This is a genomic window from Pedobacter soli (assembly GCF_900101435.1).
GTDB lineage: Bacteria > Bacteroidota > Bacteroidia > Sphingobacteriales > Sphingobacteriaceae > Pedobacter > Pedobacter soli.
Window position 1 is genome coordinate 267,860 of record NZ_FMZH01000002.1, and the last position, 16,179, is coordinate 284,038.

A 16,179-nucleotide genomic window follows, 5' to 3' on the forward strand; every position below is an offset into this window, starting at 1 on the left:
CTTTTCATCTTAATAGATATATGGTCAGCGGATCAGAACAACGTTTCATTAAAATTAATCTGATAACCATCGTAGTTACACTATTGGTTATACTTGCCGGCGGTATTGTGCGCAGTACAGGTTCAGGCATGGGCTGTCCGGATTGGCCAAAATGTTTCGACCGTTATATTCCACCTACCGATGTATCGCAGCTTCCGGCCAACTACAAAGAAAAGTATGTAGCGGGAAGGCTAAAGAAAAACGAAAAATTTGCCAAATACCTCGAAAGTATGGGCAAAGTAGCATTGGCAGATAGTATTAGGCACGATAAAAGTATCACCATCCCTGAAGAATTTAATCCAGCTAAAACCTGGACCGAATATCTGAACCGTTTGGCAGGTGTTGCTGCAGGAATATTTTTACTGCTAACGGCAATTTGTTCTTTTACGTATAGGAAAACCGCTAAACGCATCATTGTATTAAGCATACTCAATATTTTTGTGGTAGGCTATCAGGGTTGGTTGGGCTCAATTGTAGTATCTACCAATTTGGCGCAATGGGTGGTAACGGTACACATGCTTTTGGCATTGGTAATTCTGGCTATTTCCATTTATACCTATAATTATGCGAAACAGCTAAACAAGGCACCTTCGGTAATTATGTACCGCATACTGTGGCTAAAAGGCTTTTTGTTCTTTACGCTGATTATTAGCCTAATACAAATAGTTATTGGTACAGATGTTAGAGAGGCTGTAGATGTAATCGCAAAATCGCTCGGATATGGAGCTAAGGCTAGTTGGATTTCGAAAGTTGGAAGCATCTTTTCTTATCACCGCGATCTGGCTATACTGGTAGTGATCACCAATGCTGTGGTTTATAAAATGGTTACCGATCGTTTTAGCGGCAAAGCAGCTCCATTGTTAACGGCCAGATTTATTCTAATTACGCTCCTGGTTCAGTTGTTAAGTGGTTTAGCTTTAGCATACATTGCTTTTCCACCAGTGGCGCAGGCGTTACATATTTTGTTCTCTACGTTACTATTTAGTTTACAATTTTATCTGTACTTGTTGGTATATCGTACCAGTACATATAAACAATAATATTTAAGGGAATTGAAACAATTTTTTTCAGATTTTTCTAAACTCATCAAATTCAGGCTATCGTTTACGGTAGTGTTTTCTGCATCGATCTCTTTTCTGATCGGACAGAAAATGCAGGTAGGCAGGGGCCATATTCCCAGCATAGATTGGGGAAACTGGCTGATATTAATTGCAGGTGGCTTTTTGGTTACTGCAGCTGCGAATACCTTTAACGAGATTATAGAAAAGGACCTGGATAAACTGATGTCGCGCACCAAAGACAGGCCAATGCCAGCAGGTAGGATGACTACCGGACAAGGTTTGATATTAGGTGTGTTTATGTCGTTTGTGGGCACCTGGTTACTGGGTAAATTGAATTTAGAAACGGGTTTATTATCGGTATTCTCCATTTTATTATATGCTTTTGCCTATACACCTTTAAAAAGGAAATCGCCAATAGCTGTTTTTGTTGGGGCTATTCCGGGAGCATTACCTCCGCTTATTGGTTACCTGGCTGCATTTGGCAGTTTAAAAGCCGAGTTGTTTCATGAAATCGATTATTACATTGCCGGTATTTTGTTCCTCATCCAGTTTGTATGGCAGTTCCCACATTTCTGGGCCATTGCATGGGTATTGGATGATGATTATAAAAAGGCCGGTTTCAGGTTATTGCCTACCAAAAAACGCGATAAAGCGACAGCTTTACTTACGTTTTTAAGTACTTTGATTTTAATACCAGTGAGTTTATTGCCTACCTTTTATGGCTTTGGCGGTTATTACATTGCTGGCTTATCGCTAATTGCTGGTTTTATATTCAGCTGGTTAGCATTTAAACTTTTAATGAACAGAGAAATGATTGATGCGAAGCGCGTGATGTTCTGTTCGTTTTTTTACATCCCTGCTGTACAGCTCGGATTATTATTAAATTTTATAGCAAAATAACTGATGGTTATCACAATGGAAAAAATCCAGGATACATTTGATCCAAAACCCAGAAAGTTTATTGTTTGGTTATTCGTAGTATCATCTACCATTATGTTTGGGGGCTTTACCAGTTATTATCTGGTTTTTGCCGCATCTAAAGGTAAAGGGCATGGTTTAATATTGCCCGATGCGTTTATTTACTCGAGCATGGTGATTTTGGCCAGCAGTGTTACTTTATTTTTAGCGGCAAGAGCCCTGAAAAAACTTAATTTCAGCTTACAACGCAACCTGCTTTGGGTTACTGTAATCTTAGCCATAGCTTTTGGTGTGATGCAGTTTAATGCATGGGGTAGCATGGTAAGAACAGGCGCTACCCTTGTGGGTAACAACGCCGCAATTTCTTTTATTTACGTCGTATCGGGTATGCACCTTTTGCACATTATTGCGGGTGTAGGCTTTATTATTAATGCATTAATAGGCAGTTATAAGCATATTCCTGCTGCTAAGAGCCAGTACAGAATGGAAATCGCTTCTATTTTTTGGCATTTTATAGATATCCTATGGATTTATCTATATGTTTTTTTACTTTTGAACCGTTAAATTTGTTAACAAACTATTATACTATTTCCAAATGAATGCAGTATCACAATTAGATCAAGTTAAAACCGGGCCATGGAATGGTGGTCGTTCTCCGTGGTCGGTAGAATATGGTAAAATCATGATGTGGTTTTTCCTTTTATCAGATGCTTTTACATTTTCATCATTATTGATCTACTACGGCGCTCAGCGTTTTTCTAAATTAACATGGCCAGATCCTGATTTGGTATTTCAATCTATACCTGGTATAAAAGATAATGGTGCTCCATTGGTTTTTGTGGGCCTTATGACTTTTATATTAATCTTAAGTTCTGTAACGATGGTTATGGCGGTAGAAGCCGGCCACCGTCGCGCAAAGAAAGAAGTAATCTGGTGGATGGTAGCTACTATCGTTGGAGGTTTCATGTTCTTAGGCTGTCAGGCCTTAGAGTGGACACACTTACACCACGAAGGTTTTTGGTGGGGACATATCCCATCTGCTGAGGAATTAAAGCATTTATTTGACGGGCCAGTTTCTTTGGTAGCTGCACAACAATTTGCGAATTTATTCTTCACTATCACTGGTTTCCACGGTTTCCACGTATTTAGTGGTGTGGTAATTAACATCATTATCTTAATCATGACGATTAATGGTACTTTCGAGAGAAGAGGTCATTATTTAATGGTTGAGAAAGTGGGTTTATACTGGCACTTCGTAGATTTAGTGTGGGTATTTGTATTTACATTCTTCTATTTGGTTTAATTTCAACGAAAAAAAATATTTAACATGTCAGAACACGCACATACAACAGAAGGCCACGAGCATGGAGAACATGCAGGCATGAATAAAGCAAAAATCTGGAAAGTAGCAGGTATTTTATCGCTAATTACAGCTATCGAATTTATGATTGCACTTTGGGCAATACCAGGTGGTCATATGTCGCAACACGTTGGTAACTATGTTTACATTGCTTTAACGCTTGTAAAAGCTTTTTATATTGTTGCTTACTTTATGCACTTAAAATTCGAAAAACTGGGCTTGCAGTTAGCATTAACAGTTTCATTCATTTTCATCATTTACTTTATTGTTTTAATGCTAATAGAAGGTGGGTTTTTAAACCTGCACATGATGAGCCATTAATGAAAAGAAGCCCTATAAAAAAGGTATTAATCCTGGTAAGCATTTTAGCTATACCGGGATTTTTATTTTTTTACTTATTGCCCCACTTTGCCAAAAACAGGTATAAGAGTTTACCAATCTATGGCAAGAAGATTGTGGCCACTACATTTCACAGTGTAAAGGGGAAGAAAATACCCGATACCATCTATCATCAGATTCCGGATTTTAAACTGGTTAACCAGCATAACGATACCATCAGCTGGAAATCGCTGGAGAACAAGATTGTAGTCTTAAACTTATTCCATACCGGAGCCGGCAACCAGCAAACAAGTCAGTATATTAAACAGCTATCAGATGGTTACGCACAAAAACCATTGGTTAAATTTTTAAGCTTATCGGTAGATCCGGCCGATCAAAGTAAGATTAAAGATTTTGCAGCCAGCTTTAAAGCAATAGAAGGCAAATGGGATTTTTTAGCAGGCGATACCATACAAACCTATCCGCTAATTAAAAATGGTTTATTGCTTGATGTAATTGAAGATGACACCCGCACAAAGCCTACCTTCATTTTCAGTAATAAAATATTGCTCATCGATAACCTGCACCGAATTCGCGGTATTTATGAAGCCGATAACAAGGAGGCCAATGCCAGACTGGAGGATGAAATCAAGGTACTGATTGCAGAGTATCTGAGAAATGTTAAAGACGGACGGTAGTTAGTCTTTAGTCGGTAGTCTGAGGCGATTAACTTATTCATAAAAAATAAAGAGATTTAAAACTCATGGAAAATAGCCCGATTGAGAAAAAATATAATAAATGGATCATTATCCTATCCATTTTAATTCCGGTTGCTGTAGCAGTCTTATTTGTTGTTAAATTAAAAGATTTAGGAATAGATGCACCACCGCTTCCTTTTTTGCCACCAATATATGCTACGATTAATGGTATAACAGCCGTCCTTTTAATTGTTGCCGTTTGGGCCATTAAAAATGGAAAAGTTGCGCTTCACCAAAATTTAATGAAAACTGCAATAGCTTGTTCCTTGCTGTTTTTGGTAATGTATATAGCCTACCACATGACTACGCCTTCTACTAAATTTGGTGGCGATGGAACAATCAGGTATGTTTATTTCTTTATCCTTTTAACGCACATCCTGCTTTCGATTGCCATTATCCCATTGGTATTGGTTACCTACGTAAGGGCTTTGGCTGAGCGTTTTGACCGCCACAGAAAGATTGCTAAAATTACCTTTCCTTTGTGGCTTTACGTGGCTATAACCGGTGTAGTGGTATATCTGATGATCTCGCCTTATTACCAGTATTAATAGCACCTGAAAAAAATATCGATAGAGCCTTACACCAAAAATGTAAGGCTTTTTTAGTTAAACATTGCTTTGGTTACAATAGTTATTTGTTTTAACTCAATTTTTTTTTCACTTTTATGTGGAGTATATCATTTCATATAATTCTAATTCAATATGCGTGAGTGTAGGTAAACTAAGGTATGGCGCTGATAAATAAGGAAGATGATCTAAAGCTTGTAGAAAAAATAGTAACGGGGGATGAGCAGGCTTTTTCTGTGTTGTTCTTCAAATACCTGCCTGTACTCCAGATTTTCGCCACAAAATTTACAAAATCTGATGATGCCGCTGAAGAAATAATCCAGGATGCCTTTTTAAGGGTATGGCTGAACCGGGATAAACTGGCTGAAGTTGAAAATATCAAAGCCTATTTGTACAAATACGTATCAAACGAATGTTTAAGTTATCTGCGTAAAAAACTTAAAACCGATAAAATGGTTGATGCTTTTACCGCTAAACAAACCGATAGCCACAACAACACTGTCGAAACCATTAATTTGAACGAAGTAACCAGGATTATTGCCGTTGCTATCGACAAACTGCCCGATCAGCGTCGAAAAATATACCAATTGAGTCGCCGTGATGGTAAAACCATCCCGGAAATTGCAGAAATATTGCATGTATCGCCAAATACGGTTAAAAATGCTTTGGTATCGGCTCTAAAATCTATTCGAATTCACCTCGATCAACATGGAATTGCTTTCCTTTTTCCGTTTGTATTCCTCTTTTTTAAAATAAAATAAATTTTTTTGAAAACCGGATAGTCCTAAATCCGATTTCCTGCTTCTTAGTATTGTAGCCCCATTATGGAACAACGTATAAATTACTTATTAAAACAGTTTACGGCAGATGCATTAAGCCCGGCAGAAAAGCAGGAGCTTTTGGCATTGGCCACTGATCCAGCATCTGTTGTTGGCGATGAAATCGCAAAGCTGATTGAGGCCGAAGAGGGAGCTGCTACTGAAGTAACCGAAACTGAAAAGTGGGAGTCTGTTCTAAATAACATCGTGGCTACGGATAAACCGCAGAAAACACCGCGCAGCATTTTGCTACGCCCTTTAAAATGGGCAGCAGCCGCGGCTGTATTGGTGGTGTTCTCGTTCACGGCTTATTTATCGCTAAATAAAAAGAAAGAGCATGTTTTTGCTTCTGATGTAGCACCGGGGAAGAATAAAGCGATTTTAACTTTGGCTAATGGTAAGAAAATATCGCTTTCTGATGCTTTAACAGGTGATATAGCAAAAGAAGCAGGCTTTTCTATTACTAAAACTTCCAATGGTGAATTGGTTTACAACATTGCCGAAGCTGAAAATGCAAACGATACCCGCTTAAATACCATTTCTACACCAAATGGCGGCGAGTGGCAAATCCGTTTACCCGATGGTACAAGAGTGTGGCTTAATGCAGCCTCATCAATCCAGTATTCGCTTAATATTGGTACGGCTAAAGAACGTTTGGTAAAACTGGATGGCGAAGCTTATTTCGAAGTTTCAAAAAACAAAGCACATCCGTTTGTGGTAGAAACAGCAAAGCAAACCGTTGAGGTGTTGGGTACACACTTTAATATTAACAGCTATGAGGAAGAGCAAGTAACCAAAACCACATTACTGGAAGGAAGTGTACGCGTTTCGCATAATGATACCAATGAAAGTGAAGTGCTCGAACCCGGTGAGCAGTCGCTGGTAAGCGCGAGGGGCATTGCGGTTAAAAACGTAGATGTAGATGAAGCTGTGGCCTGGAAGCAGGGCTACTTTATGTTTAATAATGAAAAACAGGAGAGCATTTTACGAAAAATTGCCAGATGGTACAATGTAGAGATAGAATATGCAGATCCTGAGGCAAAAGAGGTAATGTACTATGGAACAGTAAGCCGTTTCGAAAAAATATCGAAGGTACTACACAAGTTAGAGCAGACTGGTGAAGTGCGTTTTGATATTAAAGGCAATAAAATAATTGTGTATAAAGATTAACAATAAAGGATAAGGACTAACTAACCACTATTCTTAAAAAATAAAAGATTAACCAACTTAACCAGACAGATGATTGTCCATATCAGGTAATCATAACGGTTTAAAGAAAAAAGATGGAGGAGTAACTAACCTTTATCTCTAAAAAATAAATTAAATAACAACCTTAACTTAACAAATTATGAATACACTTCGACAAAACTCCTGACGAACCGACAGTTAAACGCATAAAAAAGGAGTGCTCGTAACACCCCTTTTATGATCTGTTTAGCTATTCCGTAAACCGGAATCGATTAAAAATCAATTATTTTCTTGGATAACCGCGAAACGCATTTTAGCGTCCAAACTTCTTGCGTTCCGCACAAAAAACAGACTATTAAATGTACAAAATTTATATTAGAATTTTATGTACGCATCGCCGCTACATCCCTAAATTGCTATTGATGATGAAGTTAATTACGGTCGTGCTGCTTGCCTCGCTAATGCAGGTAAGTGCAGCTTCATTTGGCCAGCTGGTTACATTAAAGGAGAAAAATGTAACGCTCGAGAAAATGTTTCGCGAAATCAGATTGCAATCTGGTTATGATGTACTGCTTTCTACCAATAAAATCAGCAGTACCACCACTTTTAATGCAAATTTTAGCAACTCAACCATTGAAGAAGTAATGGCTAAAATTATTGCCGGAAATGATTTAACCTATACTATAGAAGATAAAACCATCCTCATTAAGCCAAAAGAAAAAACAATTTTGGATAAAGTGATTGGTTATTTTGTGGCAGTAAAAGTAACCGGTAAGGTAAGGGATAAAAGCGGGGCAGCGCTTCCGGGTGTAAGTGTTAGAGAGAAAGGTGCTGCCAATGCGGTATCAACTAATAGCTCTGGTGATTATACAATCTCTGTTAAAGAAGGTGCAGTTTTAACTTTCAGTTACATTGGTTACAAAACACTTGAAGTTCCAATTGGTGCTAAAACCGTTATCAATGTTACTTTAGAAGAAGACGCCGCCCAGCTTAACGAAGTAAATGTGGTTTCTACCGGTTATCAACAGTTGGATAGAAAATTATTTACCGGTTCTTCTTCTCAGGTAAAAGCAGTAGATGCGCAACGAAACGGTGTGCCCGACATCAGTCGTATGCTGGAAGGGCAGGTTGCCGGTGTATCTGTACAGAACGTATCGGGTACTTTTGGTGCCGCTCCAAAAATCCGTGTGCGTGGGGCAACATCTATTTCTGGTGATAATAAACCACTTTGGGTCGTAGATGGAATCATTCTGGAAGATGTAGTGAATATTTCTAATGAGTCACTTTCTACCGGTGATGCCAATACATTAATCGGGTCTTCAGTAGCTGGTTTAAACCCTGATGATATTGAAAGTTTCAATATATTAAAAGATGCAGCTGCCACAGCCATGTACGGCGCGCGTGCTATGAATGGTGTAATTGTAGTAACTACCAAAAAGGGAAGGCAATCGGAAGGAACACCTAGAATCAGTTATTCTGGCAATTTTACCACTTATTTAAAGCCGACTTACGATAACTTTGACATTTTGAACTCTGCAGATCAGATGTCGGTGTTGATGGAAATGTACACTAAAGGATATTTTCAGCATACCACAGCATCTAGAGGTTCGGATGGTGGACCGTTTTATAAAATGTATAATGCTTTATACGATTATGATCCCGCTACTGATACTTACGCCTTAAAAAATACAGCAACTGACAGAGCGCAGTTCCTGAACAGATATGCCAATGCCAATACCGATTGGTTTGATATTTTATTCAAAAACTCGCTGATGCAAGAGCACTCAGTTAGTATGTCGTCGGGTACAGAAAAATTTCAAACTTATGCTTCAACTTCTTATCTGCACGATAATGGTCAGACGCTTGGAAGTAATGTAGACCGTTTTACTGGTAATTTCAGGGCCAATTTTAAAATGAGCAGCAAGTTAAGCGGTGAGTTTTTACTTACCGGATCAGTGCGCGATCAGCAAGCTCCCGGTAGTTTAAACCGTACATCTGACCCGGTTTTTGGTACATTTTCCAGAAGTTTTGATATAAACCCTTATTCGTATGCACTAAATACCAGCAGGGCCATGACAGCTTATGATGAAAATGGAAATCTGGAGTATTTTAACAGAAACTACGCACCGTTTAATATTTTAAGCGAATTGGATAACAATTACTTAAAATTAGGTCAGATCGATTTTAAAGTTCAGGGCGGTTTGAAATATAAAATTATTCCTTCCTTAACCTATTCGGTTGATGGCGCTTACCGTTTTGCCAAAACAGAACGTAAAACCTATATTTTAGAAAATTCGAATATGGCGCTAGCGTTCAGGGCAGCAACCGACGCTACAACCATTGGCGATAATCCATTCTTATATACTAATCCTGATGATTTAACCAAATTACCAGTCGTAATATTACCTGAAGGAGGTTTTTATAATACTACGTCTGATGATTTGAAGAATTACTATTTCAGACAAAACCTGGAATTCGATAAAACTTTTAACAAAGATCACCGTCTGAATGTGTTTGGTTCGATGGAGGTAAGGTATACCGACCGCCAAACGGCCAGCTTTGATGGGGTAGGTTACCAGTACGATAACGGCGGTATTGTAAATGCGAATTTCCTGTATTTCAAAAAAGCTCAGGAATCTGGAGCACCATATTACAGTATGTCTACCGGTGCTGACCGTTTTGCTGCATTTGCTTTAAGAGCAGCTTATTCTTATAAAGATAAATATAGCTTTAATGCTACTACCCGTTATGATGGATCTAATTTAATGGGTAAGAGCCGAACTGCACGATGGTTGCCTACCTGGAACGTATCTGGTGCCTGGAATATAGATCAGGAAAATTTCTGGCCTAAAAATGATATATTGTCATCAGCAAGGGTAAGAGGAACTTATGGTTTAGTGGCTAACATTGGTAATGCTAAAAACTCAGCCGCTGTATTCTACAACCAGTTGGCCAGAAGACCTTACGATACCGAGAAAGAAACATTAACCTATATTTCCAGCTTAGCCAATTCGGAGTTAACCTGGGAGAAACTTAAAGAAGCTAACCTGGGTTTCGATTTAACCTTTTTAAAAGACCGTTTATCATTTACTGCTGATTTATATACACGAAATATTTACGATCTGATTGGTACCATCAATACTTCGGGTATTGGAGGCCAATACGCAAAAACAGCCAATTATGGTAAAATGAAAGCAAAAGGACTGGAGTTAACTCTTGGCGGTACGCCAGTTCAAAACGGCGATTTTAAATGGAGAACCCAGATTAACATGGCCTTCAATAAAAATGAAATTACCGAGTTACAAAATACCCCACGCATATTTGATCTGGTAAGTGATGTTGGCGGTTCAATAGTAGGTTATCCGCGTGGTGGTTTATATTCTATTGAGTTTGCTGGCTTAGACCACAATTATGGTTACCCATATTTTATTGATGATGCAGGTAATAAAAGTGCTTATGTAAATTTACAGAGTACTAAAACAGGTTACCTGAAATATGAGGGGCCAACAGACCCAACTTTTACAGGTGGTTATTACAACCAGTTCAGATACAAACAGTTTAGTGTATCTGCATTGTTTACTTTTGCAGCTGGCAATGTGGTACGGTTAGCCCAGGAATTCTCTGCAGGTTACCCGGATATTTATTCTATGACTAAATCTATGTTGAACCGCTGGATGCAACCTGGTGATGAGGCATTTACTACTGTTCCATCAATTATGGATCCGGTTACCGCCAGTAAGGTTATTACCAATACATCAGGTACTGTAATTTCGGCAGCTTACCCGTATAATTTATATAACTTCTCGAGTGAGCGGGTTGCAAAAGGCGATTTTATCCGGTTTAAGCAGGTATCTGTAACTTACGATCTGCCTAAAAAATTCACTTCAAAACTGAACATGTCAAACGCTTCTGTTTCCTTTATCGGAAATAATATCGCTTTACTTTATTCTGATAAAAGATTAAATGGTGCCGACCCTGAATTTTTTGGCAATGGTGGTGTTGCATTACCTATTCCTAAACAATACACGATCTCACTAAAAGTTGGATTTTAAAAATAAAAGATTATGAAATTAGATAAACTAAAATATTTTGTATTTGGATCGGCTATCTTATTGTTAACTCCATCTTGTAATAAATATTTAGATACCAATCCGGATAACAGAACGGAAATTAACTCGGTTGATAAAGTGGCCCAGCTGGTGGGCACGGCTTATCCGGCTTACGATTATTTAACTTTTACCGAGGCGGCCTCAGATAACACAGAAGATAAAGGACCGGGTATTGGTACTGTTACAGATATCACCAGCCGCCCTTATTTCTGGCAGGATGTAGCAGGCTCAAGCACCAATACACCAACCAATTACTGGACGGGTTGCTATAGGGGCATTGCCGCTGCCAATCAGGCTTTGGAGGCTATAGATCAAAATAACTTTGGCCCTGCAGTATTACCTTATAAAGGTGAGGCTTTAGTGGCAAGAGCATATGCTCATTTTATGCTGGTTACATTGTTTGCAAAAGCATATGTAATAGGTGGTGCCAACGATGCACCAGGCATTCCGTATGTTACCGTACCCGAAACTGAAGTAATTAAACAATACGACAGGGAAACGGTTAAGTCTACCTACGAAAAAATCGAGAAAGATTTAACAGAGGGGATAGCTTTATTATCAGCATCAGCTTATAGTGTTCCGAAATTTCATTTTACCCCAGCAGCTGCACATGCCTTTGCCTCACGTTTTTATCTTTTTAAAGGCGAATGGCAAAAAGTAATCGATCATGCATCAGCTATCTCTACCGAAAATTTCGCCAACATCATCAGACCGATTAACAGTACTTTGAATGCAATGGCATACGCAGATTATAAAGTGGCCTTAACCAAAGATGATCAAAAATATAATTTGTTGCTGGCCAACCAGTACTCAACTTATCAGCGTACCTATCCCCGTTACGGATACGGTGCAAATCTGGTTAAAATGTTTTCGGCTGGTTATAATATTACCGGTAAAGCTTATGCTTTTAAAATCGCCTATACAACAGTGCCGAATTATACTACTGGTAAATACTCAGAATTTTTCTATGTAACCAATCAGATAGCAAATACCGGTCAGCCTTATATTATGTCGCCATTATTAACTACTGATGAAGCTTTGATGAATCGTGCTGAAGCATACGCCCGCCTAAATCAGTTCGATAATGCGATTAAAGATGTCAATATCATGTTAAGCCAAACGGTTAAAAGTTATGTCGCCAGTGATGCTGCTACATTAGATAAGATAAAGGCTTTTTACAGCATTACCGATTCTCAGGAGGCAGTGATTAAAATTATCCTGGAGACTAAAAAGTCGATCTTTTTGCAAGAAGGCATCAGATGGATGGATATTTTACGTAACCGCCTTACCGTTAAGCACAATGTTTTAGATGCAGTGGGTAATGAAACCTTTATTGAACTGGGACCAGATGATAACAGGAGGATGTTTCAACTACCTGAAGAAGCCAGACTTTCTGGTGTGCCATTAAACCCAAGGTAATTAATCAGAAATACGATGAAAAAAAATATATTTAAAATATTTGCTGCACTAACTTTTGTTCTTGCGGTACAGTCTTGCAAAAAAGAAGATGCGGTAAGCATTGATTTAACGCAATACATTGATAACCCTTCTACGCAGACTGATCTGGATAAATGGTTAAAAACCAGTTTTCTTGATACCTATAATATCGATGTAATTTACCGTTACAGCGATTATTACAAAGATTACGATAAGGTAGTTAGTCCTGTTAATGTAAACAAAGTGATGCCACAGATGCAAACCGTGCTGGATGGCTTTATCTCTCCATATAAAAAAGTGGCTGGGCAAACCTTTGTAAAAGAAAGATTGCCAAAAGAATGGGTGCTGTATGGCTCAGGAGCTTATCAAAGTGATGGATCGATGATCCTGGCTACAGCTTCTGCCGGCAGGAGGGTAACCATTTACGATTTGAACAACTTCGACATTAATAATGCTGATTTAGTTACACGTAAATTACGAACCATTCACCACGAGTTTACGCACATTTTGAATCAGATTGTGCCTATGCCAACTGATTTTCAAACTATAACCAAGGCAACTTATAACGCAACCTGGACCACCGTGGCCGATGCAACTGCAAGAGATAACGGTTATGTTAGCCCTTATGCATCTAGTCAGCCAGGAGAAGATTTTGCAGAAACAACCGCGCACTTACTGGTACTGGGCGAGGCCTGGTTTGATGCCCGTGCAAATGCCTCAACGGCTGCAGGTAAAATTGCGCTGAAAGCGAAAGAGGCTAGCGTAGTGCAGTATTTTACCATTAACCTTGGAATCGACTTTAGGGCATTGCAAAGAGAGGTTCAAAATGTTGTTCGCAATACTTATAAATATCAGTCCGCTTCATTTCCTTATTGGATAGGTCAAGGTTTATTTAAGAATATTACGATAGATTTATCCAATCCTGTGTATACTTCTTCGGGTATATCTTCTAATTTCAGTACTGCTTACCAGGCATCTGTTACTGCAGTTGCTGCCGTGGGCAATGCCAACAGGAAACTGAATTATATTCGCTTGGATTTCTTATCTACAACTGCTGCTAATCTGTATTTAAATTATACCAACTCAGCAGGAAGTACTTTAGAAGCATTGTATGCCTTAAATATGACCTTTAATGCAACTACCGGAGCAACGAAGTTTACTGCCGGAACAGCGAGAGATACCACAACTCCTTGGACAAATGCTGCCGTAATTCAAGCGGGTGCGCAGCCATTAATTAATTACTTCACAGCAAGCAATTTTATAGCCGATTGGATGCCAGCTAATATTGGTAATGATAACTTTAACAGCTATGGTGGTTTCTATGTAAGCGGTACCCCAACCAATTATTTTTATGGAATATTAGGTCAAACAGCATTATAAAATATGAAAAAGATATTATATTTATTTATAACCGTACTGATCATTTCTGGATGTAAAAAATCATCTTTTGTATCAGATTTCGATCAAACGCCTGAAGACCGTATGGCAACATCGGTAGCGCAGGTCAAAAATACACTTACTGCTGCATCAAACGGTTGGGTAGCCACTTTATCTACCTCTGCAGGTGGGGGTTTTGGTTTTTACATGACCTTTGATGATAAAGATAATGTAAGCATGTATGCCGATTTAACTGACGATGCTGCTGTTACCAGTGCAACCTCGACCTATCGTGTAAAAACAGGTTTAGGCGCCAATTTAATTTTCGATACCTACAATTATCTGGCAATGCTGGCCGATCCCAATCCGGCTGCTTTCGGTGGTACACAACCAACCGGTTTTAAAAGCGATGTAGAATTTACCTATGTACGCTCTTCGGCTGACAGTATTATTTTTATCGGGAAGCAATATCGCCAGCTTTTAAAAATGGTTAAAGCTTCTGCAGCACAAAAGGCTACTTATATTGATGGTGGTTATAAAACAGCTATCAATAAAGTGAAAGATTTTTTTGCAACGGTTAAATACCCATATATTGAGGTGGCATCAGGTGCTACACTTTTAAAGGTAGCTTTTAGTTTAAGCACAGGCAGCACTCTAGCCTCAGGAAAACGAGCTACTTTAACTGGTATTTTGGAGGATGGGGTATCAACTGCAACAGGTACAGGTAAATTCGCATTTACTTTAAATGGTGCTGATTTTGTGGGAGATGGTCTGATTTATCAAAACATCACCTTTACAAGGATGGCCTGGAAGGATGCCACTACTTTAGCACTCTATGATTCAGCTGGTAAAGAATATATTATTAAATCGAGTGCCGCTCCTTTAACACCACTTACCCTGTTATTTGGCTTTCCTACTACTTTTACCTATAGAAAAATTTCGATTACTGGTAGCTTGCCAACAGGGGTTACTTCTGGCTTTACGAGTGTGTACAACACAGTACTAAGTAATTTTGTTTCTACAAGTAGGGTAGTGAATTATACCACTATTACTTTAACCGGTAATTCTACATTACAGGTATATGTTTCTTACAATTCTGGGACAAGTGCTTTTGTAGCTACTGCCGATTATACCTATACCAGGTCTGGAGATGTAATTACTTTAGGCGCTTCACCTGCTTATAGTGCAAACTGGGTAACAAGAGCTACACAGTTATTGCCGCTTACAAATTACATGCTATCTGGCCCTTTCAGGATTGATTGGGTAACAAGCACGAACCCCAATGCAGGTTTACTTGGCGGTCTTTACCGAACAGCCGATGCCAGCTCGTTTATATATGGAACACTGTAAATAGTTAAAATCTAAATTTTAATCTTTCTCTCCCGTGCCCCTTGTCTTAAAAAGCAAGGGGCTTTTTTATGACATAATTTTTAAACCCCTCCACGCGTTTATGCTTATATTTGTAATCCATGAAAAAGAAAGCAATTTTTATCCTGTTAATACTGGCACTTACGTTTGCGGTTAGCCCTAATGTGCATGCACAATGTTCAATGTGTACCATTAATGCTGAGCAAGGTGTTAAAAACGGTAATACACAAACGGCAGGCTTAAATACAGGGGTGCTGTATCTTTTATCTATTCCGTACTTAATGGCGCTGATTGTGGGCGTGGTGTGGTATAAAAAATACCGTAAAAAAAACATCCACCTCAATATGAAAAGAGAACCTTTTAATTTAAATTAAAAGCATGTCTGGCACTACGTCTAAACTTTATGCCATTGTGCATTGTAAATGTCCGCATTGCCGTAGGGGAGATATTTTTACCGGGAGCATGTATGGCTGGAATATACAGCATACCAAAGAAATTTGCGGGCACTGCGCACAACGGATTGAAATAGAGCCTGGCTATTTTTACGCGGCCATGTACGTAAGTTACGCCATGAACGTGATCGAAATGCTGATAGCCAGTTTCATTACCTATTTAATATTCGGACCACTTACCGACAATACTTTCTGGCATTACCTTATCGTAATTTTTACAGGCTGTTTTATCCTGTATCCCTTTAATTACCGATATTCGAGGATCATATTACTTCACGTTTTATCGCCAAATATTAAGTATAAGCCGTATTACGATAAGTAGTATGGGTTAATCGTAATTATGGTTAATTGTTTCAATTGTATAAACCGGTTAATCGTTAGGTTATCTATTAAACAATTAACCAGTTAAC

15 protein-coding genes are annotated in these 16,179 nt (G+C 38.7%); all 15 read left to right on the top strand.

All coding sequences use genetic code 11. The features are described 5' to 3' along the window. The first annotated feature begins 20 nt into the window (after window positions 1-20). The 15 genes from BLR37_RS05130 (at window position 21) to BLR37_RS05200 (ending at window position 16,091) form a co-directional block, all read left to right on the top strand. The gene (locus tag BLR37_RS05130) at window positions 21-1,079 is read left to right on the top strand and encodes a COX15/CtaA family protein (protein WP_090765474.1); all 1,059 of its coding nucleotides are present in this window, start codon (window positions 21-23) and stop codon (window positions 1,077-1,079) included. A 12-nt stretch (window positions 1,080-1,091) separates the two neighbouring features. After that, window positions 1,092-2,000, top strand: coding sequence for a heme o synthase (gene cyoE / locus BLR37_RS05135; RefSeq protein ID WP_039471462.1), 909 nt, complete (start codon window positions 1,092-1,094; stop codon window positions 1,998-2,000). A gap of 15 nt (window positions 2,001-2,015) precedes the next feature. Then, the gene (locus BLR37_RS05140; protein WP_082018487.1) at window positions 2,016-2,582 is read left to right on the top strand and encodes a cytochrome c oxidase subunit 3; all 567 of its coding nucleotides are present in this window, start codon (window positions 2,016-2,018) and stop codon (window positions 2,580-2,582) included. A 31-nt stretch (window positions 2,583-2,613) separates the two neighbouring features. Further along, entirely contained in the window at window positions 2,614-3,321 is a 708-nt protein-coding gene (locus tag BLR37_RS05145) for a cytochrome c oxidase subunit 3 (RefSeq protein ID WP_090765477.1), read from the top strand. Window positions 3,322-3,345: 24 nt separating this feature from the next. Next, a complete protein-coding gene (locus tag BLR37_RS05150) occupies window positions 3,346-3,699 on the top strand; it encodes a cytochrome C oxidase subunit IV family protein (RefSeq protein ID WP_039471469.1) in 354 nt (117 codons plus the stop codon). Continuing rightward, window positions 3,699-4,394, top strand: a complete 696-nt coding sequence (locus BLR37_RS05155) for an SCO family protein (protein WP_090765480.1) — start codon at window positions 3,699-3,701, stop codon at window positions 4,392-4,394. Before BLR37_RS05150 ends, BLR37_RS05155 begins: the two co-directional genes overlap by 1 nt. A gap of 65 nt (window positions 4,395-4,459) precedes the next feature. Next, the gene (locus BLR37_RS05160) at window positions 4,460-5,002 is read left to right on the top strand and encodes a DUF420 domain-containing protein (protein WP_039471473.1); all 543 of its coding nucleotides are present in this window, start codon (window positions 4,460-4,462) and stop codon (window positions 5,000-5,002) included. Window positions 5,003-5,181: 179 nt separating this feature from the next. Next, a complete protein-coding gene (locus BLR37_RS05165) occupies window positions 5,182-5,781 on the top strand; it encodes an RNA polymerase sigma-70 factor (RefSeq protein ID WP_090765483.1) in 600 nt (199 codons plus the stop codon). Between the two features lie 63 nt (window positions 5,782-5,844). Further along, window positions 5,845-7,008 (top strand): FecR family protein, encoded by a 1,164-nt coding sequence (locus BLR37_RS05170; RefSeq protein WP_090765487.1) that lies wholly within the window; start codon window positions 5,845-5,847, stop codon window positions 7,006-7,008. A gap of 440 nt (window positions 7,009-7,448) precedes the next feature. Beyond that, window positions 7,449-11,078: a SusC/RagA family TonB-linked outer membrane protein gene (locus BLR37_RS05175; protein WP_244154600.1), complete on the top strand. Its 3,630-nt coding sequence runs from the start codon at window positions 7,449-7,451 to the stop codon at window positions 11,076-11,078. Window positions 11,079-11,090: 12 nt separating this feature from the next. Continuing rightward, window positions 11,091-12,554, top strand: coding sequence for a RagB/SusD family nutrient uptake outer membrane protein (locus BLR37_RS05180; RefSeq protein WP_090765495.1), 1,464 nt, complete (start codon window positions 11,091-11,093; stop codon window positions 12,552-12,554). Window positions 12,555-12,569: 15 nt separating this feature from the next. Next, window positions 12,570-13,952, top strand: coding sequence for a substrate import-associated zinc metallohydrolase lipoprotein (locus BLR37_RS05185; protein ID WP_090765498.1), 1,383 nt, complete (start codon window positions 12,570-12,572; stop codon window positions 13,950-13,952). A 3-nt stretch (window positions 13,953-13,955) separates the two neighbouring features. Further along, a complete protein-coding gene (locus BLR37_RS05190) occupies window positions 13,956-15,299 on the top strand; it encodes a DUF4302 domain-containing protein (RefSeq protein ID WP_090765501.1) in 1,344 nt (447 codons plus the stop codon). A gap of 119 nt (window positions 15,300-15,418) precedes the next feature. Next, entirely contained in the window at window positions 15,419-15,691 is a 273-nt protein-coding gene (locus BLR37_RS05195; protein WP_090765504.1) for a hypothetical protein, read from the top strand. A 4-nt stretch (window positions 15,692-15,695) separates the two neighbouring features. Beyond that, on the top strand, window positions 15,696-16,091 hold the full coding sequence (locus tag BLR37_RS05200) for a DUF983 domain-containing protein (protein WP_090765507.1): 396 nt from the start codon (window positions 15,696-15,698) through the stop codon (window positions 16,089-16,091). The last annotated feature ends 88 nt before the right edge of the window (window positions 16,092-16,179 follow it).

Excerpts from the sequence above, each read along its gene's own strand:
- BLR37_RS05130 (WP_090765474.1), top strand. The coding sequence starts at position 21 with ATGGTCAGCGGATCAGAACAACGTTTCATTAAAATTAATCTGATAACC.
- BLR37_RS05140 (WP_082018487.1), top strand. The coding sequence starts at position 2,016 with ATGGAAAAAATCCAGGATACATTTGATCCAAAACCCAGAAAGTTTATT.
- BLR37_RS05145 (WP_090765477.1), top strand. The coding sequence starts at position 2,614 with ATGAATGCAGTATCACAATTAGATCAAGTTAAAACCGGGCCATGGAAT.
- BLR37_RS05150 (WP_039471469.1), top strand. The coding sequence starts at position 3,346 with ATGTCAGAACACGCACATACAACAGAAGGCCACGAGCATGGAGAACAT.
- BLR37_RS05155 (WP_090765480.1), top strand. The coding sequence starts at position 3,699 with ATGAAAAGAAGCCCTATAAAAAAGGTATTAATCCTGGTAAGCATTTTA.
- BLR37_RS05160 (WP_039471473.1), top strand. The coding sequence starts at position 4,460 with ATGGAAAATAGCCCGATTGAGAAAAAATATAATAAATGGATCATTATC.
- BLR37_RS05165 (WP_090765483.1), top strand. The coding sequence starts at position 5,182 with ATGGCGCTGATAAATAAGGAAGATGATCTAAAGCTTGTAGAAAAAATA.
- BLR37_RS05170 (WP_090765487.1), top strand. The coding sequence starts at position 5,845 with ATGGAACAACGTATAAATTACTTATTAAAACAGTTTACGGCAGATGCA.
- BLR37_RS05175 (WP_244154600.1), top strand. The coding sequence starts at position 7,449 with ATGATGAAGTTAATTACGGTCGTGCTGCTTGCCTCGCTAATGCAGGTA.
- BLR37_RS05180 (WP_090765495.1), top strand. The coding sequence starts at position 11,091 with ATGAAATTAGATAAACTAAAATATTTTGTATTTGGATCGGCTATCTTA.
- BLR37_RS05185 (WP_090765498.1), top strand. The coding sequence starts at position 12,570 with ATGAAAAAAAATATATTTAAAATATTTGCTGCACTAACTTTTGTTCTT.
- BLR37_RS05190 (WP_090765501.1), top strand. The coding sequence starts at position 13,956 with ATGAAAAAGATATTATATTTATTTATAACCGTACTGATCATTTCTGGA.
- BLR37_RS05195 (WP_090765504.1), top strand. The coding sequence starts at position 15,419 with ATGAAAAAGAAAGCAATTTTTATCCTGTTAATACTGGCACTTACGTTT.
- BLR37_RS05200 (WP_090765507.1), top strand. The coding sequence starts at position 15,696 with ATGTCTGGCACTACGTCTAAACTTTATGCCATTGTGCATTGTAAATGT.